We start from the raw sequence: 22,978 nt of genomic DNA, 5'->3' as shown, positions 1-22,978 counted from the left end.
CGATCGCTGGTATGAAAATTTTAATAATGATGAATAATTCCTGACTGTCTCCTGCTTGAGAGAGTAGCAGATATAACCAAGATGACTCGCTAGTTTTAAGCTTTTTTTAAACCGGATTATTTATTGCAAAAAAGAAAATTACCTGTATCAATTTATTGAGAAATATTACTTTTGATAGGTTTTTCCTAAAGTGTTGGGTAGTAAAGGCTTGAGTAATTAGCCTAGCAGGTTGCTACATTTATACTAATGTCCTTTCACCAATAGGTTGATGATATAAAATCATTAGCTGATTAGCATTTAAGGTTTCTATTGCATAAGCCTGTCCTGTTAAGTTGCTAAATTCTACTTCAAAAACTCCAGGTTCATATTGATCTACAATCGTTCCTACTTGACCGCGATACAATTTTAATTCCAGTAAGTCTTCTGTTAGAGCAACAACATCAAATAATTTCATTGGCATTACCTCACTGCTTAGAGTACATAACAGGTAACTAGGCGAGGAAAGTTTTCGTCATTTCGCACTATCCAAACGCTCTGAATGATTGCTTGTTTACCGAACGACTCAGGGGAAAATCAATAATATATTTTTGACCGTATAGATTGCTTTCACCAGGAATGGCATCATAGTCAACTACTGCTTGTAAAAGGATGGTTTGTAGTTCTTCTGCATCGTTTAAATCTAAGTCTAGGGCAGATTTGAAGACACGAGCTTTGTGCTTTCCTTCTGGATGTTCTAAGTTGAGACAATAAGCTGCGATTTTTTCTGTTTCAACGATAGCGCGTTCTGGGTTAGGTAGTTTCATAACACGTTATTTTTCTAACCCAACAACTGCACCTGTGAACCTTGTTGAGTTTTATTCACCTCAATTCTGGCTTGAAAGGCTTCTTTGAGGTGGGGCATGTGAGTTACTGTGAGAATACAGGCAAAATCAGCAGCGATCGCATTTATGGCCGCAATCAGGCGATCGCATCCTTCGGCATCTTGTGTCCCAAAGCCTTCATCTATAATTAACAATTGCAACGCCGCACCCGCCCGTTGAGCTAATAATTTCGCCATTGCCAAACGGATGGCAAAGTTAATTCTAAATGCTTCCCCACCGGAATATGTTTCATAAGCCCGTGTTCCCTTAGCATCGGCAATTAAAATGTCTAAGGTATCGATCAGCTTGGCATTCTTTTTGCTTGATTTACTACTTTTACCTGCTCTTTGAGTAACAAATTGTACGTGCAGTTGATTGGCACTCAATCGTGATAGAAGTTGATTTGTCTCGGCTTCTAATTGCGGCAGTACATTTTCAATCATCAATGCTTGGATACCATTTTTACCAAACGCCAATGCTAATTCATGGTAAACACGGTACTGTTTTTTGCAAGCTTGCAACTGCTGTTGTTGTTCTTCGTACTGCGCTTGTAAGGTTTCTAATTGATGGGCGAGTTGTTCTAAACGCCCTAATTTGGCGATTTGTTCATCAAGTTGTCGCCTGCGGATAACTAACTGCTGTTCTAAAGCTTGAATTTGCTCAATTGGGTTGGCTGACTGGGCTAGTTGTTGGACAATTTCATCAATTTGGGTGGCGAGTTTTTGTCGCTCGTTTAAGCGAGTAGTTTTCGCCGCTTCTAGTTCTTGTAATCTCCCTTGTAGTTGGGGATATTGCTGCTGGGCTGATAACAATTGTTGATAGCGTAATTGCCAAGCTTGGCCTTGGCGGACGGCTTGACGTAAATTATTATGTTGCTCGGAACTATAAGCAATTTCCGCAATTTGACGTTCAAGGGCGGCAATTTGTTTGGCGGAGTCAGAATCAGTTTGTTCTTGCTGAATTCTAGTTTGTAATTGGGTGATAGTTGCCTGTAATTCTGGTTTGCGGGCGGCTAGTTGGGTTTGACGTTTGAGCGCATCTTTAATTTGCCCTTGCTTGATTTCTGCCCAGCGCCATCTTTCAACTTCACTCCGCGCTAAGGCATGGTCTTGCTCATTGTAATTTAATTGTCGCAGATATTCTTCTACTTGCCGCAGTTCTTGTTGTTTATCGTGGGCGTAATCACCAACTTGGAGCGATCGCTCTAAATGTTGTCTTTCTTGTGTGAGTTGTTGTAACTGTTCTTCAGCATCGCTTGTTGATTCTAGTTGGGCGGCTAATTGTCCGCGCTGTTCTCGCAAAGAATCATAAGGAGAAAGATTTTGGGATACTTCTCGATATTTCTGCCTGAGTACTTGAATTTCTCGATCTGTACAAGCCATCTGTTCCCGAAATACCCACAATTGTTCCTCAGTGTCTTTGTATTCAGCTTTGGTTTTATCTGCAACTCGATTCCAGTGATGTTCATCTAAAGGACGTTCGCACAAAGGACAAATCGCATCGGGATTACGCAACATTTGCAGTTTTTGGTCTAATTCACCCAATAACCTTTCATATTCCCGTTGCTGTGCTTGTAGTCGTTCAATAAAGTGTCTTCTTTCCTGGCCTTTTTCTTGGATGCGTTGCAAATAAACTTTATCTTTCTCCATTTGTTCAATCTGCATTGCTACAGCCATCACTGCTTGTTGCAGTTCGGGGTAACGTTGTGAAGAACGTTGCAGTTTATTTTCTGTGGCTTGGATTTGTTCTAATCTGGCGACTAAACTAGCTTGAATTCTATCTAGGTGACTTTGCAAACTTTGGCGCTGTTGTAATAAAGGCGAAACTTGCATTTGTAATTCATCCAACTGTGCAACCCGACGACGGGCGGCGCTGAGTTGTCCTAAAGCCACTTCGACTTCGCCTGATTTACTCAGAGTTTGCTGAATTTCTTGTTCTTGCTGGGCTAAGGCTTCAAGTTGCGCTTGTACTTGTTGCAGTTGTCTTTCAATCTCATGAATTTGCCCAGTTAGTTGCTGCTGTTTTTGTTGACGCAAACTAGTGGCGCGGGTGTGTTGCTCAAATTTAGCCGCAAAAGCTTCTTCTTGAGATTGCAGGTTTTGGTAATGGGCGTAACCGTTTTTAATTTCCGCTTCCTGATTTAAGATAGCCGTCAAATCTGCCAGCTGGGTTTTAACGGATGATTGTTCTTGGTGGAGGCGATCGCAATCTTGGGTTAAATTCTGATATTGTTGCCTGACAAAGCTGAGTTGTTGTTCCCAATTTTGCCGCTGGTGCTGGACAACTTGTAAACTTTGTAATTGAATATTCTCAAAAGCTTGTACTTGTTGCAGTTGATTCAGTTCTGCTTCTAATTCTGCCCTTTGAGTTTCTGTCAACTCCCGCTGTTGCAGTTGTGTTTTAATCGATTCCAAAGAACGTTCTAATTCTTCTGCTCTAGCTTTGAATTGTCGAGAAGATTCTTTAGCTCGTTCTTCCAAATCATCATACTGGGTTAGTTTTAACAACTCTGATAAAATTTCCTTGCGTTCTGTCGGGCGCTTCAGCATGAATTCATCAGCACGACCTTGACGCAAATAAGCAGAATTAATAAAAGTATCGTAATCCAGCTTGATATGTTCTAAAATCAAATCCTGGGTTGCCCTTACTCCTTTACCCGTGAGAGGACGAAACCCAGAAGGTGTTTCAATTTGAAATTCTAAAACACTAGTTGCACCGCGAATTCTTGTGCGAATTACTCGATATTTTTGCTGGTTAGTGTGAAAAGTGAAATCAACGCGGACTTCTTTCGCCCCAGCATGGATGACATCATCTTCAGTTGAAGCACGACTTTCACCCCAAATTGCCCATGTAATCGCTTCGAGTAGAGACGATTTACCTGCGCCATTAGAGCCACAAATACAAGCCGTATGCAAACCACGAAAATCTAAAGTAGCATCACGGTAACTAAGGAAGTTTTTGAGGATAAGTTGTACTGGAATCATTGAGGCAATAGCGCCACATCTAGGTTTTGCTGAACGAGCAGTACAGATGCACTCTAGATAGTTTAGCTAGGTAGATATCAGTATTCTAGTCCTAAAGTCAGTAATTTTACGAAAATTAACAATATTATGAGCAAGTTTTCCCACCAGGCAAATTATTTTGCCTATATTGGGAGAAAAAAGAAACTGTGGACAGTTATTTCTAGGTTCTACTTGTTACATCTACGGCTTATAGCGTTTCTTGATTAAGATGCAATTTATCAGTTGTTGTAGAGAAGTTGTATACAACTTCTCTACATGATTTATGGGGTGCAGCTTCAGATGTTTTATATACAAATGTTGATTTGAGGCATAAAACCCAATGTCAGCGCACACTTTGTTGGGTTTCGCTGTTGCTCCACCCAATCTACTTTAGTGACTTTCTCTGTGCCTTCAGAAAAAAGCTTAGCTTAACCTTTCGAGTTTCGCAGTAATAATTGACAACCGCATAAAAATGGGTTTTGACTTTCGATGCGTTCGTCCTGAAGTACCTCAATCGGCAACTGACTGTTGTAAATTAATTTATCGTAATCCATCAACGCATTCCACTTAATTTTGCCAGTGGGAAAGCCTAATTCTAAAGCTGCATCAAATATTAACTCTTGCCACTTCTGAACTTCTGGATCTTGTGATTTAGAGTAATCGATAATAGCTATATATGCACCATGTTTAGTAACACGTAAAATTTCACTCAAAGCACGGACAGGATCAGCAACGACACAAAGAGTAAATCCTGATGCTGCTGCATCAAAAGTATTATCAGGAAAATCCAAATTTAGCAAATCAGCTACTTTGAAAGTGATATCTGCGGATATATGTTTTTTACGGGCTTCATCCATCATTTTCTCAGATAAATCTACACCTACAACACTCACTCCTTTAGGATAAGAGGGAAGATTAAGTCCTGTCCCTACAGCAGCATCAAGTACAGTTTGTCCAGGTTGAAGTTGTAAAGAATCAATCAGTGGTTGACGATCAATATGCCAGTAACGTAGCATAATCTGCTCATAATCTACTGCACCGTAATCGTAGGAATCAATTATTTTTGCGACTTGCATATACTCCCTGATAAATGTATGAGTAGGTACTTTGATTTAACTGCTTTTTCAAGCATTTAGCAATGAGACAACGATTATTATTTTACATTTTATGGCTAGTGTAAATACATAGGTTTTTAGACAAATAATTCATGAGTTAGTAACCAAAATCATGAATTAAAGTCTGGATTCTGACTCCTATTTTGATAAAACAAAATTCTGATGGAACAAAGGGTGTAAATTCACGTCAATTAGGTGTATGTAACTCTTGATTTAGCGAAGCATTTCAGCAGTGTAATATTTTGTGGAACAATAGCAGATACTCCGCGTCATCCAATCAGCCTGAGTACGGTATATGCCTAGAAATAGTTCTCTAGCCAGTCAGAAACAATCTCAGTAATGCCTCGTCATCACACAAGTCACACACATCAAAGTAAATTTTGTTATGACACACCTTTATCGCATCAAATCTGGCGCAGCAGCATTCATGGCAATAGCACTAACTACAGGTGCGATCGCTCCTATAATTACTGTAGCTCCTGCCCAAGCACAATATAATCTTGGTCAATCACGCTCAACTACAATTCCTGCTAATGTAACTTTGCCTGTGACTTACGAAAAAGAAAAAGTCGTTGTCACCCCAGGGGAAAGTATGTCTCTGAAGCTAAGAATAGCTAACGACATTATCGACAGGAATAGAAATGTCTTAATTCCCGCCAAAACTGAAGTTATAGGTAGACTAGAGCCTGTTGATTTATATGGCAGAAATTCCCCCAATAACAGCAATGCTGACAATAGCAAGGGTGTAAGGTTTGTAGCTTCAGAATTAATCTTCCCTTCTGGCCGCAGACTACCAATTAACGCTAATTCTCGGACAATCACCGAAACTGAAAAAATTAGCAAAGGCGCTGATACTGGTCAAATTTTAACAGATGCAGCTATTGGTGCTGGTGCGGCCACTGTAATTTCATTGCTGACTGGTAACAGAAGAATAGAAGTATTGGAACCTGTGATTGGTGGTGCTGCGGGTGCTGCTGCCAGTGTACTGTTGCGGAAAAAACAAGCTGATGTCTTTGTTCTCAGACCCGAAGAAGATTTAGACATCACACTGACAAGCAATTTAGTAATATCCCGAAACACTACTAATTATTAACTGAAGTTTCCGTCGTGAACTTAATCAGCTTAATCAGCGATTGCCTCTTTCAATATAGTGTGCGATCGCTTCATTTTTATAGAGACAAAATTTAATATTAATGCAACTATTTTCTCTCCATATCGTCTTAATTGAATATTCAAGGTATATGCTGAATATTTGCTGCTTGTTAAAGTATCAAATCCGCTTCATTCATTCTTTAAAGCAAATTTAGTGTATATACGGTGTCTATTTCTAGTAAAAAAAATCAAGATTAAGAATATCAGGCATCTAGAGAAACTTGCATCTTCCTTCCTACTGTGACAGACAAGATTCACAGACAGGACTTAATAAGTTATCTTTCCATCTCCTGTATAAGTGCAGACGTAGAAACAGCTAACTGTAATCAGTTGGTTGGAAATCACTCATGATTGCTAATTTCCATATATCTTCAATAATTTCACAAAAATGCTGAAAAATTTATCTCTTGCTTTACTGGGAACAACTGTTATTGTAGCGAGTGCCAACCCAGCTAGTGCCGTAACTATGGTAGTAAGTGGTGGGATGTTCTCTAGCTACTCTGATGCTAAAACTGTCACCTTTGATGATGGGACAGCAAATGATCCAAATGGATTTGCTACTTACTCTAATGTCACTACTAACATTGTTCAGGGTAGTGTAAGTGGTCAATATGCTTCACCCTATGGAGATACTACTAAGTTTCTCACAATTGCTCCATCAGGTAGTGGTGTTGCAGGAGATAGTGGTTTTGTCAATATTAATTTCAAAGAAGCTGTTGATTACTTCGGTTTTTATGCAGGCTCATTAGATAGTTACAACTATATTGATATCTACAGTGGCAATCAGTTGTTAAAGACTTTTAGTGGCTCAGATGTACCAGGTGCAGTAGCTGATGGTAGCTGGACTAGCGGTCAATCTAATATGTTTGTCAATCTTGTAGGTGATGCAGGTGAAAAATTTGATCGCGTTGTAATGCGTTCAAATGGTATTGCTTTTGAAACAGATAACCACGCTTATAGACTAGCACAGAGTGTTCCAGAACCCAGTGCAATGTTAGGTGTATTGGCAATAGGCGCTTTCGGAACTACTTCACTTTTAAAGCGTCAACAAAAGAAAGTAGCAGTGAAAGCATAAATTTCTTTTCAAGTTTAATTTGATAACTGCTATGTGTAAAAACTTGCATAGCAGTTTTTTAATGGGAAAGATGATAGACATAAGGGGATTTATCTACAATAAATGACTGAAATTACCTTGATAAATTTAATCACACCCATCAGAGCTTACCTTCTTTTTATCAAGTGACTGCAACTATTTTCTCGCCATAGCGTCTGATTAAATCTTCAGACAGGTGTGCATATTATTTTAGGAATAATAGATAAATAGTCATGTGAAATAAGTAATAGGGAATAGTTGAGGAGCTATTCCCTATTACTTATTTTTTTAAATATATGTCCTTAGTATTAAAACAAGTTTATTTACTCAATAAAGCGGAAATTATGGAAACTTTATTGTTGAATTTTTGTCTGAGTAATTAACAGGAAATAAATAAATGTCGGGAGTAAAATTAATGTCTAATTTAAATGCTTGGCAATCTAAAACTGCTGCACTTATGGCTTTGAGTATCACTGTGGGTGCTGTAACCCCCTTTATGGCAGCTACACCCTCTTTTGCTCAAACTACTTTTACTGATGTTTCATCTAACTACTGGGCTGCACAGTTTATTCAAGAATTATCACAGCGGGGTGTAATTGCCGGGTTTCCTGATGGCAGTTTCCGCCCAGAAGAAGCGGTAACACGCGCTCAATTTGCAGCGATGGTTAACAAAGCTTTCCAAAAAGCACAGCAACGTCAAGCAATCAACTTTGTAGACGTACCCAGCAATTACTGGGCATCTAGTGCTATTCAGCAAGCTTATACCATAGGTTTCCTCTCAGGATATCCTGGAAACCGCTTTGAGCCTAACCAAGCTATTCCTCGTCAACAGGTTTTAGTATCCCTGTCCAATGGTTTGGAATATAGCGCTAATAGCAATGTTGAAAGCACTCTGCAATACTTCAACGATGCCTCTGGTATTGCTAGTTATGCCCGTAGTCCGATCGCAGCGGCAACTGAAAAGCAAATTGTGGTGAACTATCCTAATGTTAAGTTCCTCAATCCCACTGCAACTGCAACACGCGCACAGGTAGCAGCTTTTATTTACCAAGCGTTAGTTAGTTCTAATCAAGCTTCGGCAATTAATTCACCTTATATAGTGGCTACTCAAACTACTACACCAACACCTGTATCGATCACAATTCCGCAAGGGACTGTTATCCCCGTAAAGTATGATCAAGCTGAAAAAATTCTGGTGACTAAGGATGAAACTGCACCTTTAACCCTGACTGTTGAGCAAAATGTTGTTACTCAAGATGGTACTGTAGTGATTCCCGCTGGTAGTCAAGTTGTTGGTCAACTCAAACCTGCAAAAGGTGGTTCGCAATTCGTGGCGCAAAAACTAGTTTTAACTTCAGGTCAAGAGTATCAAATCGCTGCAACCTCTGATGTGATTACCAAAACAGAAACTGTAAATAAAGGCACTAGTACTAGAGCAATTATTACCAATACTGTATTAGGCGCTGGAGCGGCGGCGGCGGTGTCTGCGGTTACAGGCGATCGCGCGATCGCTACAGAAGAAGTTCTCGGTGGTGCGGCCATTGGTGGCTTAATTGGTTTATTCTTTGGTCGTAATAGTGTTGACTTAATCGCTATTAATCCAGACACCGATTTACAAATGACAGTCAATCAAAATTTGTTGGTGTCAGTGAGATAGGATGGCGAAAGAGGCTAAGAGCTAGTCAAAGTATGAAGGCTTAAATTTCACACTTCATACTTCATTTAACTAATTGGCAACCAAATAATAAACGTAGTTCCCGGTGTATCGGGGGATGCGATCGCAGAATTAATTGCTGGGCTAAAAACGTCTATTTCACCCTGCATTTGCTCGATTAATTGTTTAGCGATGGCCAGTCCCAATCCTGTACCGGGAATTTCTGTTTGTGCTTGTACACCCCGGTAATGTCTTTCGCCCAAATGTGCTATGTCTTCTTGGGGAATTCCTGGCCCAGTATCACTAATAGCAATCCCGATACAATTACCTCTTTCTTGCCCTACCTGGATGAAAATCTTGCCACCTTTGGGTGTGTATTTCAAAGCATTATCAATGATATTGCTTAATACTTCTTGTAAGGCTTTAATATTGGCACGCACCAAAGGTAAGTTTTTGGGAATTTCAGTTTTTAATTTGAGATGGCGTTCTTGAGCGATCGCTTTTGCTGATAGTAATAATGGTGCTAATAAATCAGCTAAATAGCAATCAGTTACTTTTTCTCCTGTGCCTGGTAATAATAAAATTGGTTTGGGTTCTGTTTGGACAGTAGCTTCCACAAATACTTCATTTTCGGGCAATGCCAGTGGTGCTACATCTAATTCTGTCCAGTCAATAACCTGCTCAAATTGTTGCAATAATTCTTGTAGGCGATCGCTTTCTCTAACAATATTCGCTCCTACGTCTCGGTTAGGGTCGCCTGGGCGCAGTCTTTTAAAGAGTAATTTGCCAAAAGTCCGCAATGCGGTCAAGGGATTGCGAAATTGGTGTAATAAATTATCTAATAAATCTCGCTGCTGTTCTTGCAGAACTTGTTGTTGATGTAACTGTTGTTGCAACCATGCTCGACGCTGATCTAAAACACAAGCGATCGCCAAAGTCTGAACTATCTTTTTAATAGTGCTTTGTTCTTGTTGATTCCAAGCCCGGTCTTCTCTACAAGTCACCAGTAATCCCATCATGACACCCTCATGAACCAGGGGTAGAACAATTTGGTGTCCACTCAGCAAATACTCTTCTTGAAAATCTGCCTGTCCAGTATCTGTAGTTTCGACCTCTGGTGCTGAAGCTATAGGTTCTGTAGCTGCTGTCAATAACCGTTTTTGTTGTTTGGGTAGGAGCAAAATATTACTAATTTGTAATTGTTTGCGTGCTTTTACCTCAGTATTCTCTTCTCCTGGTGGTAATCCTGCTGTTTCTGGATAAACTACCACAGGAATCAGCTTCGCCTCAGTTGTTGGAGCTTCTACCAATTCTTGTGTTAAATAAACCACACTTAAAGAGGCTCCCAACCCTTGGGCTAACAATGCTATTTGTTCTCGGCATAAAGCGACAAAATCTGAACTAGCAGACATTAACATTTTTCATTTCTTGCTCAGGATCAAATACTTTGAAAGAATTTTCAAGAATCAGCTTGATTCTAACTCTGTTTTCATCAAGCTTCACTAAAGCTGTTTAAATAATGGTACAGATAAAGAAATCCTGTACTTTACTAGTTTTGTGATTTATTTGCCTTCAAAAAAATTATTTTTGTTGTATTAAAAGTTTATAAACTATTGATTTTTTGAACTAGAACTTTTATAATTACGACGGATTTTGTAGCTATAACTACAATCTAATAGCTTGAAAGAGGAGGAAAATAGGTTGGCAAGGAGACGGAAAAGAAAGAGTCGTCGTCGCCAGGAAGGACGGCGGATTTTAGAGCATGTGCCTCAATATAGCATCGAAAGCGGCGAAGAAAAACCTGTGACAGCAGCCAGGAAATTCATTCAAGCTGAAGGGATCTTGCCACCGGCTCTACTGCTCGTAAAGCGAAATGAACATACAACAGACCGATATTTCTGGGCAGAAAAGGGTCTATTTGGCGCTCAATACGTAGAAGAGAACCATTTCTTGTTTCCCAGCTTACGAACATTAGAAGCTCCGGCTGGTTCAGAACCTGTAGCATTAGCTGCTCGCTGAACTTTACGTGGTTATCTTAAGTGTTGAATGTGTTCTGAATATTCATTTAACTGGCAAAGTTGATCAGTTTATGCAAAATTTTCAATTTTTTTTAAATTTGGGTCTGACTTGCCAGTAGAGGGTAAAGGGTAGTCCAGGCGGTTGGACAAACAACTTTCATAAAGCCGTATTGGTTTGTGTGAGTTGAATTATCAACGTAATATTCATCAGGGAGTTAGAAAGAGTGATACAGAGCGTTCAAAAGTGAAAGTAGCATTGCGCCTTCCTTTTGTAGGCTAGGTTACAAGATACCTTTTCTCTACAGCAATTCGTTATGGAGAAAATTTACATCACAACAATCCTCTTTCCTACTCCCTATTGTTTATTTCCTCTTGCTCATCAGTAGAAGAAATGTGAAAAAACTCAAGTTTAATCACTCACCTTTAAGTTGAGTGCTTTCTGTAACTCAATCAGTTCATCTCGATGGGCAGTTACAGTAATATTGCCTAGAGAGTTTGGTTCATCTTGATTAGCTTTTTGCAGATGAAGCAATACTTTCTCAGTTCTTCCTGCTTTTTTCCAATAGAACACACCACTCAACGGTGATAACAGCACTATTCCTAGAAAAAAACTGCTGATGCTAGGAAACAGCAGTGATAGAACAAAGGATAAACAAATCAAACCTACTGTTGCCAGTAGCGTCAAAAAAATTGCTAAAAATAGGCTGGGTTGGACAAAACCCTCAAAAATAACTTGATTTTTATCTCGGTCTACCGCTGCCACTCGGTAAGACCGCGAAAGGAAATAATCCTGTAATTGAGGCATTAATACAGCTTCGTCTTGCTCAGAAACCAGTTGTGCAGTTTTTGTGCGGTCTTTGGTTGCAGCACGAATAAAGAAAAATAGCCCAACTGATAACAATAAGGTGAGCAGCAACGTAGATGGCAGAATAGCAGTATCCATAACTGATTGTTACTGTGTGAATGGAGGAGATTTATTCATTATTAATTATTAGTTAATTTGTCCTCCCGTTGATGTACTCTTGCCAAAGACGCGTTAAATCCTGCGCTTGAACTTGCCATTCTGGAGAAACTTGGTACATTCGTCTAGGTCTTCCCCGTCCTTCGAGCTTCTTCCAATATCCATTAATAGCCCTTTCGTCTTCTAGAAACTTAATCGCACTATACAGTACGGTATCTGAAAGCCGATAAGTTGGATATTCAGTTTCTAAACGTTGAATTAACTCGGTTCCGTAGGATTCACCTTGCCGTAAAACAGACAGTATGTAACAAATAGCTAGTTCCTGACAGAGGTAAGTTGGCGGAGGATTTTCAAAGAATTGATATATATCCTCAAGTTTCATGGTTGGTGAATGGCTAAAAAAATGCCTTAGGGTGGGATTTATAATCCTTGTGTTCAGTATGTAATATTACTAGCGTAATAAAAAATACATATACACTGAGTCCGGATGTTCAAAGCGTCAACGTAAAAATGCAAAACAAATATGCCCCACGCAGATAAAGTCATGGGATACAAGCGAAACTCTAAGGAGCGTAAGACTTACCCTCCTATTTAAGCTCTAGGCAGTGTGGTGAGGAGCAATAAAGACAGAGGCGTAGCCACTGTATCGGTGTCAAATGATGCCGAGCCGATTAGAACTGCATAAGCATAAAATGCCATCGAAGAAATTTTACAAGTAAAATGCCATTTTGTCTGTAAAGCTTATTAAACACTTTGTTTCTCAGTTCTACTTGAGATACTCATAGGTCATCTGGTAAGTGTGATAGTAAATCTAGCAAATGCCTAGCTCATTGGTGATTAGTATGTCACAAAATTCCGATGCTCCGTCATCTTCTGCTACTCTTCGGGCGATCGCCCAAACATTCCGTCTCACAGGTTGGATTAGCTTTTGGATTCAGTTAGTACTAGGTGTAGTTTCCAGCATAATCGTCCTGCTATTTGCGATTTTTTCTCAAAGAGCAGGTAGCCCTAGTAATAATCCAGGAACTGGCTTTGGAGTCTTTTTAGCGGTTTGTGGACTAATTATTTTGGGTGCGGGTATCTATTTGGCTTTCCGTTACACCAGAATTGGTAGACAACTACAATCTTCCAACCCTAGCAACCGCCCGCGTAAAAGCGAAACCTTACAGGTATTACGTTTAGGTCTGTGGATAAATTTAATTGGTACATTAGTCACACTTTTAGGGGCGCAGGCGATCGTTGGTACACTAGTGGCCAGGTCTATATCTCCGCAAGCTATCACTTCGCAATTGTTTGATCCGACTCGGATTATTAGCGGACTCGATATGCTTGTAGTTCAGGCAAACACTAATACTGTTTCAGCCCACTTTGCAGGATTGGTTGGGTCACTTTGGCTAATGAATCGTATCAACCGCCAATAATCTTCTAGGCTAATTTCATCTTTTCCTGACGGTAAGCAAAAGTTGATCTTTAACTTTTCCGAAACTCACTTACACAGGCTTGTAAGAAACAAATATAGTTGTTAAAAAACTTTCTACTAATAAGTAGTGTTAAAGCTTACCAAAGGTGAAATTTATCTTTTGAGGATCTCATATTATGGCAGATTCATCTAACACCAGCAGAAATCAACCAAGACAAAATTTTGATCAAAATACTTGGAGATTTGGTGTACAAGTGGTCTTTAGTGCTGCTATGTTAGGGTTATGTATTGTGCAGTTGGTTTCTAAACCAAGTAACGATCAGAATACGGCACTTTACTGGGGTGGGGTAACTAGCGTATTAGCATATTGGTTGCCTTCTCCAGGACAAAATAGAGAAGACAAAGAGCAAATGACAATTAACACCAGAACATTTACCTCTACTGACAGTTATGGACAAGGCAGGAATGATAATATCTTGGCTCAAAGTAATTCCACAACAGTGACAACAGACTCTCAAAACTGATGATTGTGCTAGAAACAAGAGTTCAGAATTCAGAATCAATTAGTTATTAGGAGATTTAGTGGTTATTTTATAAAGTAAAAATAGAATTAACGTAGTAGGGTATATTAAGATATATCTGTAAAATAGCCTCCTTTTCTGAATTATATTGAAGAAAATCGTAAGAATTCAGGAGTCAGAATTTGGGGAAATTAATCAAATTCTTCTCAATTGATAAATTAGAGGCTATTTATAAAGTAAATCTAAAAGCGAAAAGAAAAGAGTTATGACAACGATAAGATACATTAAACGTAGTGTATTTACATAGTTAGGTATGGCGCGAAAGTCTTACCCCACAGACTTAACAGATATGGAGTGGGAAATCCTAGCCCCCTTGATTCCACCAGCGAAAGAAGGAGGACACCCGCGCACAACTGATATGCGGGAGGTATGCAACGCTATCTACTATCACCTGAAGACAGGATGCCAATGGAATATGCTTCCGGGAGACTTCCCGCCCAGCTCAACTGTATACAACTACTACCGCAAATGGCAGCGCAAAGGGGTATGGGAAAAATTAAACCATTCATTACGCGGTCAGGTTCGCTTAAAATTAGGTAAATCAACACAACCCAGCGCCCTCGCCGCAGACAGTCAGTCAGTTAAAACTGACCAAAAAAGGGGGATGTGTACGGTTTTGATGGCGGTAAAAAGGTAAAAGGGCGAAAGCGACAGACTTTGGTTGATAGCCTGGGATTATTGTTGAAAGTGGTTGTAAGTGAAGCAAATGCCCCAGAGCGAGTGCTTGCTGCCTATGCTTTGATGGAATTGTTAGAGGAGCGTCCTGAATTACTTGAGAAAGTTGAAGTTTTATGGGTTGATTCCGGTTATGACGGTGATAAGTTTGCTCTTTGTGTTTGGTTGATGATCCAAGCTCATGTTGAAGTCATACGGCGTACCGAGTCAGAATTTCAGGTTTTACCGAAACGTTGGGTAGTCGAAAGAACATTTGGGTGGTTTAACCAATATCATCGTCTCAGCAAAGATTATGAGCGCCTACCCGAAATGAGTGAAGCTGCTATATATGCTGTTATGACTCGGATTATGTTGCGTCGTCTTGTCGTCTAAAGATTTACTTTATAAATAGTCTCTTAGTTAAGCTGAACTGCTTTTAAATTCTGACTCCTGAGTGCTGAATTCTTACAGAAAATCTTCATCTTCAGAATTGCTATCCCAACTAGAAGTATGATTAGAACGGTAAGCTTAGGTTTTGGTGCGGCGATTTTCCTGCCTAATGGCTTCCCGTTCTCGTAATGTTAGCTGTTGCTTGTCGGTAATGGGCAATCGTTCTACTGTACGTTTAGATGATTTTTGACGAGTAAATGTCTTCCAAGCAGTTTTCATCCCAACAACTAGGCTACGAGTACCGACTTGAAGATTTTGGGCTTGTTTTTTTGCACCATCAATGCCTTGGTCAACTTGTTTAACAACTTGACCAGCACTTTTGACACCTTCACTAACATCATTGGTTAAGTCAGTGATTTCGATACCAGTGGTGCGGATGGAAGTTAAAGTAGGTGGTAGCTCCCGCGAAAGGGTGTCAAAAAACTTTTCCGCACTGCGGGCTGCGCGTGCTACTTCTTGTAAAGCGGGTATAGCCGCCACTAAAACAGCAGTTAGACTGGCGGCGACTAAGAGTAGGGATAGTCCCAACCAAAATAGGGGGTCAATCACGGTTATGCTATCTACGAGCGTTCCAAAGGCTGAGGAAGCGAATCTGAGTCTTCTTCAGTTGTTTGCTGATGCAAGACTTGACTTTCGCGCTGACTAGCATCTATGCCAGCGGCGATCGCTTCTTTTAGTCTATCTAAAGTTTCATCCCAGTTACGTAATGCGTTAGCAGACAGACGATCTGCCTGAATTTGTACACTTGTTGATAAATCTTCCGCTAATTCTGGGATGGCATCAGCAGATTTTTTCAAAAGTTTACGCGTTTCGCGCCCTGTGCGCGGAGCAATTAGCAAACCGGTTAAAGCACCGATAGTCGCTCCTAGCATCATACCGCCAATAAAGACTCCAGAACGGTTATTAGACATTTGAATTGTTTCTCTCCTTACACCCATTTTAGGTGGGTTGTTTCCCCTTGGTATAACCAGAATGATTTTATCGAGTTAATTTATCGTGACAATTTATCAACTAGAAATGTTGCTATTGTTCATTCCAGTTTTGGTGAGTGTTTTTCTGAACCAGAAAAAATTGGATTGACGAACATAGCGTTTTCCTAATCGCTGCCCTAACAATAGCAGATTAACAATTTGACGAACTTGCTGGATTTTGAATTGTAGAGATTGGTTGTTTAGGCGGAGGTTATGGAGATTTTGCTGACTAATATCAAGATTTTGGGGGGTTTGAGATAGCAGAGTCTGGCTACATTTTTCATAGAAAGTCAACCTATCGGTGATGAATGCTATTCGTCGCTTCAGTCGCCAAATTTGCCAAGCTATGTAGAACAGCAGCAGGGAAATGAGGATGTTAATAATGACAACTACTGTAACCATTGTTTGATTTATGTGAGTTAGATCATTTGCGATCGCCTGACACTAAACTTGGGAAAGATGCGATCTCTGATAATAAAATTAATCTGATTGGCAAAATTAGCGATGGAAACTCTCACCCTCAACATACCACCCGCAGTAGGTTTGACAGACGAGCAGTTTTATCAACTGTGTATAGCCAATGATGAATGGTGCATAGAACTTACTGCTGAAGGAGAATTAATCATTATGCCCCCAACTGGCGGCGAAAGTGGCATCCAAAATTCTGAACTCACAACCGAATTGACTTTATGGAATCGTCAAGCCAAGTTAGGAAAAGTTTTTGATTCCTCCACGGAATTTCGCTTACCAAATGGTGCTTATCGTTCGCCGGATGCTGCGTGGGTGAAGCAAGAACGCTGGGATGCACTAACACCAGACCAACGGCGACGCTTTCCACTAATCTGCCCTGATTTTGTGATTGAATTACGCTCTCAAACTGATTCTCTCAAAAAACTGCGGGCTAAAATGCAGGAGTATCGAGATAATGGTGCAAGTTTGGGTTGGTTAATTGACCCTATTACACCTTTAGTAGAAATTTATCGTCCTGGTGTTGAGGTGGAAATGATCAATTTTACCTTTGAACAACCACCTACATTGTCGGGTGAAGATGTATTGCCCGGATTCATCTTATCTTTAACTACAATACTTAATCCTTGAGATGCGAGAACATATTCGATTCTCTATAACAAGGAGGAATTGAATATGTTCTCAGTTAACTTTGAAAGCAAAAACTAGAATCGGAATGTAGTCCGAAGGATACCAGTGTAGATTGTATCGTTATTGGTGTTATGTTCGGGGTTAAATATTACGAGTAATCCGGGTGTAATTGAGATATTATCATTGATTTGGTAGCGATACAATGCTTCTAAACGATAGGAGGTATCAGAGTCTTCCCGACGAGCGCTAGTAGCGGTACGCACATTTTCGCCAAAGTCATTGTCTGTGACTTTTGGTGGTTGACCAAATATTATACCACCTAAGTTACCTTTTTTACCCAAGTCAGGGAAAGCAAAAGTCACTGCCCAATTCCAGATATCTGCTTGATCACCGCGATTGACGTTAGGTGAAAATGTAGTTTCGGCGATCGCACTAGTATACCCAAGCCAACCAGACAAGACAAATTTAGGATTTAAACGATAGCTGGCTTGAAAACTATAGTGATTGGCAGAAGTGGCGATTCCACGGGGACTTGCAGCCGTACTTCCAGCGCCAGCACCAAAGGGCTGGTCAGCAAAGGAACCACCATACAGCCCAGAAACCGCTACATCATTATTAGCACCACTAAAGTAGGAGTGGGCGTAGGTCAATCCCAAAGAAAGGTCTTTGTTCGGCTGGAATGCCAATTGTGCTAAAGCGCCATAACTACCATCAAATAAACCTCTTCCCGCAGTGGGATTATCACCTCGTCTGGCAAGATAACCGCCAGATAAAGTAATTGCATCGCTGAGTTTGTAGTTCACACTAACTCCTGAACCAAAACCAGCACCTGAACCAGTGTTACTAGCGCGGTAGATGGGGGAAAAACGACTAGCGCGGGAAATTGCACCTAAAGGAATTGATGCTAATAAGGGGTTGAAGTTGTTGAAGTTGTCGTAAAATTCCCCTCCAATTGCGTCAACAATCACATTGAGTTTGTCACCTACAGGGAAGCGATAAAATAATTTACCAAGTATAAACTCGTTATTGGTGCTGCCATCCCAAGAGAGACGGGTCATATTTGTACCTGAAACTGCATTATTAACGGCGGTGTTATTCGCTTCTAAACGCGTTAATAGTTGGTCTTTCCCAGTGAAGCTAGTAACAAAGTTGAGCCGGATGCGATCGCTAAATACGATATTATTTGTCAAACGGGTGCCACCTGTGGCTCCTGCTCTAAATCGGTCAGAGTCTATGGCTCTATCTTCACCAAACACACCCCCCACACTAAAAATTACTTCTCCATTGAATTTGGTGGTGGTGGAAAATTGCTGATTTTCTAAGATAGCAGTGCGATTTTCTAAGGTATCAACTCTTCCTCTCACTTCTGTCAGAGTCTCAGCAAAATCTGTTTGCAGTTTTTGTAAAGTTGCTAAGTCTTCTTTGGTTACTAAGTCTGCTGTACTAGTTGCAATCAATTCATTGACTCGATTCAAACAAGCATTCAAACCTGCGGCAAATTCATAACGAGTGAGGGCGCGATTGCCGCGATAGGTGCTATTTGGGTAGCCTGCAATACAACCATAACGCTCGACTAATGATTGCAATGCTTGGAATGCCCAATCTGTAGGTTGCACATCTGTAAGTTGCGATACAGATGTTACCTGGCCTTGAATTTCGTTCTGCGGTTCTGGCTCGAAATCTGCAATATTTGTCTCAGAAATAACATTGCTTGGTATGGTCGGATTGGCAGATGCGGTTGTTGCTGCGATCGCATTCAACCCGATAAATATTGATGCTATCCCTAATGAATTACGCAGAATATCAGACATTTATTTAAATTTCCAGTAATATTACTAAGGTTTTTAGTATAAATCACTGTAAGTCTAAATACTATAGTTTATGGTATTAGATTATACAATAACTCTGATTATTTTTACTTGGATAAAAATAGTTTAAAAGCCTATAAGCATTTTTTTGTAAGCTTTTTAGTATATCAAGACAAATAAATTCAGCCAATAATCATAGTATTACAAAAAAGCATTACTTTGATGTATTTTTGACAAAATACACTTTTTTACGTATCAAAACATAGCGAAATTTCTTGTCTCTGCTGTATTTCTGTAGTGGTATTCTCAGTAATGAGTGCTACATCTCTAATTTGCTAAATCAGGAGATATGAAAGATGTCCGTTAGCAATTCACCAACCCAACTCAAACGCGAGTTAGGGGTTTTTGGTGCAACCCTGATGGGATTGGGTTCGATTGTCGGAACGGGTGTATTTGTCAGTATTGGGATTGCAGCGGGGATAGCTGGGCCGGCGGTAATTCTGGCGGTGGTAATTGGGGCGATTGTGGCAACTTTTAATGGTTTGAATAGCGCCCAGTTAGCTGCTAATCATGCTGTTAGTGGCGGTACTTATGAATATGGTTATAAATATCTGACTCCGGCTTTTGGCTTTACCGCAGGTTGGATGTTTTTGGTAGCGAAGACTGCTTCTGCTGCTACCGCAGCTTTAGGCTTTGCTGGATATTTTCTGAATATTTTGGGGTGGAATAGCAGTTGGGTTGTACCTGTGGCTGTATTAGCCGTGATAGTTATGACTTTAATTGTATTAAGCGGGATTCGGCGGTCTAATTTGGCTAATACAGTGATTGTTTCAGTCACCTTACTGTCTTTAAGTTTATTTATCCTGGTTTGTCTACCTCGTGCAGCAACAGAGGGTATGACAAAGACACCTTTTTTTACTAGTTCTCCAGGGGCGATACTTCACGCCAGCGCGTTGATGTTTGTGGCTTACACTGGTTATGGTCGCATTGCGACAATGGGCGAAGAAGCGCGATCGCCCAGAGTTACAATTCCCAAAGCGATGATTATTTGTTTGCTGCTGACAATGCTGTTATATATAGTTGTCGCAACTGTTGGTATTGGGGCTGTAGGGGCAGATTTTTTAAGTGATGCTACAGGACAAAGCAAAGCAGCACCTTTAGAAGTTATCGCCCGCAGTGTCGCAGGTTCAGGTGCAGCTTTGGTGTTAGCTATAGGTGCAATGACAGCAATGTTGGGGGTGCTGTTGAACTTGATTTTAGGCTTATCTCGCGTGTTATTGGCAATGGGTCGCCGTTCTGATGCGCCGAGATTTTTAGCCAGACTCAACCGCGAACAGAATTCCCCATATTGGGCTGTAGTGGTGGTGGGAATTGCGATCGCACTTTTAGTGTTTTTAGGTAATGTTAAAACTACTTGGTCGTTTAGTGCTTTTAGCGTTTTAATTTATTACGCAATTACTAACTTAGCTTCTCTCAAACTGAGTGTATCCGAAAGACTATATCCTGTATGGATAGGTTGGTTAGGCTTGTTATCTTGCTTATTTCTAGCTTTTTGGGTAGAGTCTGCTATCTGGCAAGTTGGTTTAGGATTGATTGTAGCGGGGTTGATTTGGCATAAAGTTCGACGGGCTACATCATCGGTAGTGTAAAAAGCCCAAAGGTTAAGATACTAAACCAGCTTGAAAAATCTGGCTTGGGGTGAGATTCAAGTCAGGGAAAATTTGAGAGATGATGCGCTCATCATCTCGGAACTATTGTCTCCTCACTCAATCGTTCCGGTTGGGCAAACCACCACAACCAGCACTGAGTATCTATCAAGAGTTTCACGCTTCACTACCCTCGAATGCGGCTAATATCTCCTCTGGCAAAGGAGCGTTAAAGTCTTCTGGCACAATAAAACGCTCTTTATCCAAACCTAAACTAGTTTGCCGATTGGATGAGGTACGAAGCGGAACCAGCTTGGCCACGGGAACGCCTCGGTTGGAAATAATGATTTCTTCTCCAAGTTCCACACGCGATAACCGATTGTATCTTGGCAAAAAAACTAACTAGGCACAGAAAATTGGTTAGTTTTTCATGACTTTAAAAGTTAAATTTGTTTTGTTAAGTCTTACTCAAGATAGTTGTTAATTCCAGAACAGTGTGGATTATCCGCAAATTCACACAAAAATCCAAAACCGCTTATCATGGTTGAGATTATCATTCAGATGAGACAAGAGGTTTTGATAATATGGTGGCTGATGTAATAACAGATACAGTTCCCGTTACGGTTTTGACTGGCTATTTAGGCGCAGGTAAAACAACTCTACTCAATCACATTCTCACTTACGAACACGGTAAAAAAGTTGCTGTGATTGTGAATGAATTTGGGGAAGTAGGCATTGATAATCAATTGGTTATTGATGCCGATGAGGAAATATTTGAGATGAATAATGGCTGCATCTGTTGTACAGTCCGCGGCGACTTAATTCGCATCATCGGTAATTTGATGAAGCGACGTGATAAGTTTGACCATTTAGTAATTGAAACTACTGGTTTGGCCGATCCTGCACCAGTGATTCAGACATTTTTTGTCGATGAAGATATGCAAAATCAACTGTCGCTAGATGCAGTGGTGACGGTAGTTGATGCCAAGCATATTTGGCATCACTGGGAAGCAGATGAAGCTCAAGAACAAATTGCTTTTGCCGACGTTATTTTACTTAATAAAACTGATTTAGTCGCACCAGAAGAACTAGAAGAATTAGAAAAGCGGATTCGGGGAATGAATGCGATCGCTAAAATTTATCGCACCCGCAACTCAGAATTATCAATGGATGCGTTATTAGGTGTGCAAGCCTTTGATTTGAATCGCGCTTTAGAAATTGACCCAAATTTTTTAGGCGAAGATGCTCACGTACATGATGAAAGCGTTTATTCTGTGGCTTTAGTCGCCCAAGGAGCGCTGGATGGGGAAAAATTACACGCTTGGATGAGTGAATTATTGCGTACTCAAGGCACCGATATTTTTCGGATGAAAGGGATTTTAAATATTGCTGGGGAAGACAATCGCTTTGTTTTTCAAGGGGTACACATGATATTCGATGGTAGACCAGATAGACCTTGGAAACCAAGCGAAACGCGGAAAAACGAATTAGTTTTCATCGGGCGGAATTTAGATGAAGCCAAACTCAAGCAAGATTTTTTGGCTTGTCTGGCGTAAAAAGTGCAGAGTCACCGAAGTTTGCTCAACGCGGGGAACCCGCGCACGCAACTTCTCGCTGAGTGGGGAGTACTTAAATACTTTCTCTGCTTCTCTGCACTCTGCACCCACACCCTTGTTTTAATGTTTATCTGACAAGATTGGTTCTGTTGCAACATTACCTAAACGGATGCTGGCTAACAAATTTTGCCATTGTGTTTTCAGGGCTGGATCTTGAGGATGTTCTTGTCTGAGTTTGGCTAGTGTTGTGATTGCTTCGTGCCAAATACCATTTTGGGCATAGATGGCAAACTGTTGTAAAGGTGTAGCTGTTTGTAGTTCTTGGGTAATTTCTCGACTGAGTTTAACTCGTTGGATTACTCCTTCAACGTAAATAGGAGGTGAGTCTTCTTGTGTCTCGCAAGCAAAAGTCAAAAACCAACGGTATTGTTGATTAACAGCTAACCCAGGAGCATTAGCAGGTAGAGAAATACTCATGATTCCTGGATGATTTGGCAAAGCTATAGGTTGCTTATACAAGTCCTTTGATTGTTGATCTTGCAGCACAAACATAGCCGGAAGATTTGCTGTTTGGGAATACGGCACGTAGAACCAAAATGTTGGATGTGCTGATGTCGTTAATGACCAAACATTAGTAACTGAAGGCGGTTCTTTAGTAAAGGGTACTAAAGCCGTTAAATCTTGTTGAACTTGGGGACAAGAACCGCGTTTTGCACCACCTAACACCCTACCCCCAGGTGGTGGATCTGCGGGTGGTTTAGGTGGATTAAAATTCACTGTTTGGGATACAGTCTTCATATTGTGACTGGCTATTGGCATTGCTAGTGCCAGGGTTTGACTAGTTAAAAAACCTAAATAGCCTAGAGTTAATCCGAATAATAGTCTCATCAGTTGTAAACTCCAGTTGTGTGTGGCTGAAACAGTTGATTTTATCTGCTT

At 40.5% G+C, this 22,978-nt stretch carries 21 protein-coding genes and 3 pseudogenes; 10 read left to right on the top strand and 14 right to left on the bottom strand.

From position 1 onward, the window contains the following. Positions 1 to 238 precede the first annotated feature (238 nt). The 4 genes and pseudogenes from NOS7107_RS22105 to NOS7107_RS22090 all read right to left on the bottom strand — a co-directional run bounded on the left by NOS7107_RS22105 (position 239) and on the right by NOS7107_RS22090 (position 4,938). On the bottom strand, positions 239 to 454 hold the full coding sequence (locus tag NOS7107_RS22105; RefSeq protein ID WP_015115168.1) for a DUF4926 domain-containing protein: 216 nt from the start codon (positions 452 to 454) through the stop codon (positions 239 to 241). Between the two features lie 17 nt (positions 455 to 471). After that, positions 472 to 803: pseudogene (locus NOS7107_RS22100) on the bottom strand (DUF6883 domain-containing protein). Positions 804 to 817: 14 nt separating this feature from the next. Beyond that, entirely contained in the window at positions 818 to 3,844 is a 3,027-nt protein-coding gene (gene sbcC / locus NOS7107_RS22095) for an exonuclease subunit SbcC (protein ID WP_015115166.1), read from the bottom strand. 446 nt (positions 3,845 to 4,290) lie between these two features. Beyond that, complete coding sequence (locus NOS7107_RS22090) at positions 4,291 to 4,938, bottom strand: class I SAM-dependent methyltransferase (RefSeq protein WP_015115165.1); 648 nt, start codon at positions 4,936 to 4,938, stop codon at positions 4,291 to 4,293. Positions 4,939 to 5,362: 424 nt separating this feature from the next. Here NOS7107_RS22090 and NOS7107_RS22085 point away from each other — a divergent pair, with 424 nt between their 5' ends. The 3 genes from NOS7107_RS22085 (at position 5,363) to NOS7107_RS22075 (ending at position 8,879) form a co-directional block, all read left to right on the top strand. Next, the gene (locus NOS7107_RS22085; RefSeq protein ID WP_015115164.1) at positions 5,363 to 6,070 is read left to right on the top strand and encodes a hypothetical protein; all 708 of its coding nucleotides are present in this window, start codon (positions 5,363 to 5,365) and stop codon (positions 6,068 to 6,070) included. A 447-nt stretch (positions 6,071 to 6,517) separates the two neighbouring features. Beyond that, a complete protein-coding gene (locus NOS7107_RS22080) occupies positions 6,518 to 7,204 on the top strand; it encodes a PEP-CTERM sorting domain-containing protein (RefSeq protein WP_015115163.1) in 687 nt (228 codons plus the stop codon). A 433-nt stretch (positions 7,205 to 7,637) separates the two neighbouring features. Then, complete coding sequence (locus tag NOS7107_RS22075; protein ID WP_044500225.1) at positions 7,638 to 8,879, top strand: S-layer homology domain-containing protein; 1,242 nt, start codon at positions 7,638 to 7,640, stop codon at positions 8,877 to 8,879. Between the two features lie 65 nt (positions 8,880 to 8,944). On the opposite strand, the gene NOS7107_RS22070 is transcribed toward NOS7107_RS22075, so the two are convergent. Next, positions 8,945 to 10,294: an ATP-binding protein gene (locus tag NOS7107_RS22070; RefSeq protein WP_015115161.1), complete on the bottom strand. Its 1,350-nt coding sequence runs from the start codon at positions 10,292 to 10,294 to the stop codon at positions 8,945 to 8,947. Between the two features lie 283 nt (positions 10,295 to 10,577). Between NOS7107_RS22070 and NOS7107_RS22065 the strand changes: the two genes are divergently transcribed. Continuing rightward, the gene (locus tag NOS7107_RS22065; protein ID WP_015115160.1) at positions 10,578 to 10,895 is read left to right on the top strand and encodes a DUF3155 domain-containing protein; all 318 of its coding nucleotides are present in this window, start codon (positions 10,578 to 10,580) and stop codon (positions 10,893 to 10,895) included. Positions 10,896 to 11,303: 408 nt separating this feature from the next. On the opposite strand, the gene NOS7107_RS22060 is transcribed toward NOS7107_RS22065, so the two are convergent. Next, on the bottom strand, positions 11,304 to 11,837 hold the full coding sequence (locus NOS7107_RS22060; RefSeq protein WP_015115159.1) for a cofactor assembly of complex C subunit B: 534 nt from the start codon (positions 11,835 to 11,837) through the stop codon (positions 11,304 to 11,306). Between the two features lie 52 nt (positions 11,838 to 11,889). Next, positions 11,890 to 12,237, bottom strand: coding sequence for a PadR family transcriptional regulator (locus NOS7107_RS22055; RefSeq protein WP_015115158.1), 348 nt, complete (start codon positions 12,235 to 12,237; stop codon positions 11,890 to 11,892). A gap of 460 nt (positions 12,238 to 12,697) precedes the next feature. Here NOS7107_RS22055 and NOS7107_RS22050 point away from each other — a divergent pair, with 460 nt between their 5' ends. From NOS7107_RS22050 to NOS7107_RS28090, 3 genes are all read left to right on the top strand, one after another. After that, positions 12,698 to 13,276 (top strand): DUF3611 family protein, encoded by a 579-nt coding sequence (locus tag NOS7107_RS22050; protein WP_044500223.1) that lies wholly within the window; start codon positions 12,698 to 12,700, stop codon positions 13,274 to 13,276. Between the two features lie 175 nt (positions 13,277 to 13,451). Next, complete coding sequence (locus NOS7107_RS22045) at positions 13,452 to 13,799, top strand: hypothetical protein (protein ID WP_015115156.1); 348 nt, start codon at positions 13,452 to 13,454, stop codon at positions 13,797 to 13,799. A 310-nt stretch (positions 13,800 to 14,109) separates the two neighbouring features. Continuing rightward, positions 14,110 to 14,903, top strand: a protein-coding gene (locus NOS7107_RS28090) for an IS5 family transposase (RefSeq protein WP_085999800.1) whose coding sequence is annotated in 2 segments (ribosomal slippage) — positions 14,110 to 14,449 and positions 14,449 to 14,903 — 795 coding nt in all. Because the reading frame shifts where the segments join, the coding sequence is not laid out codon by codon here. 138 nt (positions 14,904 to 15,041) lie between these two features. Here the strand turns inward: NOS7107_RS28090 and NOS7107_RS22030 are convergent. The 3 genes and pseudogenes from NOS7107_RS22030 to NOS7107_RS22020 all read right to left on the bottom strand — a co-directional run. Further along, positions 15,042 to 15,509: pseudogene (locus tag NOS7107_RS22030) on the bottom strand (DUF948 domain-containing protein); the annotation flags it as partial. An 11-nt stretch (positions 15,510 to 15,520) separates the two neighbouring features. After that, on the bottom strand, positions 15,521 to 15,871 hold the full coding sequence (locus tag NOS7107_RS22025) for a YtxH domain-containing protein (RefSeq protein WP_044501055.1): 351 nt from the start codon (positions 15,869 to 15,871) through the stop codon (positions 15,521 to 15,523). 96 nt (positions 15,872 to 15,967) lie between these two features. Beyond that, on the bottom strand, positions 15,968 to 16,333 hold the full coding sequence (locus tag NOS7107_RS22020; RefSeq protein WP_015115153.1) for a hypothetical protein: 366 nt from the start codon (positions 16,331 to 16,333) through the stop codon (positions 15,968 to 15,970). A 102-nt stretch (positions 16,334 to 16,435) separates the two neighbouring features. Between NOS7107_RS22020 and NOS7107_RS22015 the strand changes: the two genes are divergently transcribed. Then, entirely contained in the window at positions 16,436 to 17,029 is a 594-nt protein-coding gene (locus NOS7107_RS22015) for a Uma2 family endonuclease (protein ID WP_015115152.1), read from the top strand. Positions 17,030 to 17,103: 74 nt separating this feature from the next. Here the strand turns inward: NOS7107_RS22015 and NOS7107_RS22010 are convergent, their stop codons facing one another. Next, on the bottom strand, positions 17,104 to 18,840 hold the full coding sequence (locus NOS7107_RS22010) for an iron uptake porin (protein ID WP_015115151.1): 1,737 nt from the start codon (positions 18,838 to 18,840) through the stop codon (positions 17,104 to 17,106). 353 nt (positions 18,841 to 19,193) lie between these two features. On the opposite strand from NOS7107_RS22010, the gene NOS7107_RS22005 reads away from it, so the two are divergent. Continuing rightward, positions 19,194 to 20,486, top strand: coding sequence for an APC family permease (locus NOS7107_RS22005; RefSeq protein WP_015115150.1), 1,293 nt, complete (start codon positions 19,194 to 19,196; stop codon positions 20,484 to 20,486). 12 nt (positions 20,487 to 20,498) lie between these two features. Here the strand turns inward: NOS7107_RS22005 and NOS7107_RS29500 are convergent. Together NOS7107_RS29500 and NOS7107_RS22000 are read right to left on the bottom strand one after the other, a co-directional pair. Beyond that, a pseudogene (locus NOS7107_RS29500) lies at positions 20,499 to 20,588 on the bottom strand (Uma2 family endonuclease); the annotation flags it as partial. A 72-nt stretch (positions 20,589 to 20,660) separates the two neighbouring features. Beyond that, positions 20,661 to 20,876, bottom strand: a complete 216-nt coding sequence (locus NOS7107_RS22000; protein ID WP_015115149.1) for a type II toxin-antitoxin system Phd/YefM family antitoxin — start codon at positions 20,874 to 20,876, stop codon at positions 20,661 to 20,663. A 191-nt stretch (positions 20,877 to 21,067) separates the two neighbouring features. Here NOS7107_RS22000 and NOS7107_RS21995 point away from each other — a divergent pair, with 191 nt between their 5' ends. Beyond that, positions 21,068 to 22,039 (top strand): GTP-binding protein, encoded by a 972-nt coding sequence (locus NOS7107_RS21995; RefSeq protein ID WP_015115148.1) that lies wholly within the window; start codon positions 21,068 to 21,070, stop codon positions 22,037 to 22,039. A 120-nt stretch (positions 22,040 to 22,159) separates the two neighbouring features. On the opposite strand, the gene NOS7107_RS21990 is transcribed toward NOS7107_RS21995, so the two are convergent. Then, positions 22,160 to 22,927: a DUF928 domain-containing protein gene (locus NOS7107_RS21990; RefSeq protein WP_015115147.1), complete on the bottom strand. Its 768-nt coding sequence runs from the start codon at positions 22,925 to 22,927 to the stop codon at positions 22,160 to 22,162. Between the last annotated feature and the right edge of the window lie 51 nt (positions 22,928 to 22,978).

The sequence above is a fragment of the Nostoc sp. PCC 7107 genome (assembly GCF_000316625.1).
In the GTDB taxonomy this organism is placed as follows: Bacteria; Cyanobacteriota; Cyanobacteriia; order Cyanobacteriales; family Nostocaceae; genus Nostoc_B.
This window is presented reverse-complemented; position numbering and strand designations above follow the sequence as displayed.